Here is a 1,322-nt window from a genome sequence, read left to right as displayed (position 1 = left end):
TTCGCGACGTCGGGCGGTTCGCGACGTTCCTCGGTCGTTCGCCCGACACAGCCACGGCGGAAGAGGTTCGGCGCTTCCAGATCGAGCAGTGTGACATGGGCGTGCCGGCGCCGACCATGAATGCCATCGTATCGGCACTGCGATTCTTCTTCATCCAGACGCTCGACCGGCCGGATCTTGCCCGTAAGCTGGTCCGCATGCGGCACGTGCGCAAGTTGCCGGTGGTCCTGAGCCAGGACGAGGTGGCGCGGCTGTTGGCGGCAACCACATGCCTCAAACATCAGGCGGCGCTGTCGGTCGCCTATGGCGCAGGACTGCGCGCGGCCGAGGTCGCTGCCCTCAAGGTGCGCGACATCGACAGCGAGCGCATGCTGCTGCGGGTCGAGCGCGGCAAGGGCGGACGGTATCGCAACGCCATGCTCCCGGTCGGGCTGCTGGTGTTGCTGCGGGAGTGGTGGAGAGTCGGTCGACGCGAGGGCGTGTTGCACGTCGACGGCTGGCTGTTCCCCGGTCAGCACTATCTCAAGCCGCTCAGCACGCGGCAGATCTACCGGGTAGTGGTCGAGGCGGGACAGGCTGCGGGCATCGACAAGCGGGTCGGCCCGCACACGTTGCGACACTGTTTCGCCACCCATCTGCTTGAGGACGGGATCGACGTCCGCATCATTCAAACGTTGCTAGGGCACGCCAAGCTCGAGACCACCGCTTATTACACGCAGGTTGCCACCCGGGTGCTGCGCAACGTGACCAGTCCGTTCGACAGGCTGGCGATGACCGCTATGGAAGCGAGAGCGCCCAGCGGCTGAGCGAGGATGCGTGCCTCTGTCGAGGTCGCCGACATCTTTCGCACCGCTGGTTCTACGTACCGCGCCGCCCGCGCCGGACACCTGAGCCTCGACCAGCTCAAGGTGATGTCGGCGATAGAGACCTGCCGCACCGCCGTCATGGGCGGTCACGTCGAAGCCTGCACCGACTGCGGGCACTGGCGGGTTGCCTACAACTCTTGCCGGAACCGGCACTGCCCGCGGTGCCAGGGCGCAGCGGCACGCACGTGGCTCGCCGAGCGCGAGGCCGACCTTCTGCCGGTCGGCTACTTCCATGTCGTCTTCACGCTGCCCGCCGAGGTTGCCGATGTCGCGTGGCAGAACAAAGCGGCGGTCTACGGCCTGCTGTTCCAGGCCGCGTCAGAGACGATGACGACCATCGCCGCCGACCCGAATCATCTGGGTGCGCGCATCGGCATTACCGCGGTGCTCCACACCTGGGGTTCGGCAATGACCCACCATCCGCACATCCACATGATTGTCCCAGGCGGCGGACTT

The 1,322-nt window shown here is 66.3% G+C and carries 2 protein-coding genes; both read left to right on the top strand.

The window, feature by feature from the left end; translation table 11 throughout:
- A partial coding sequence (locus SFC76_RS19565; protein ID WP_322851086.1) for a tyrosine-type recombinase/integrase occupies positions 1-806 on the top strand: 806 nt, incomplete at its 5' end.
- A 6-nt stretch (positions 807-812) separates the two neighbouring features.
- On the top strand, positions 813-1,322 hold a 510-nt coding region (locus tag SFC76_RS19560), incomplete at its 3' end, for a transposase zinc-binding domain-containing protein (RefSeq protein WP_322851085.1).

The sequence above is a fragment of the Sphingomonas sp. CD22 genome (assembly GCF_034556155.1).
Classification (GTDB): domain Bacteria; phylum Pseudomonadota; class Alphaproteobacteria; order Sphingomonadales; family Sphingomonadaceae; genus Sphingomonas.
This window is presented reverse-complemented; position numbering and strand designations above follow the sequence as displayed.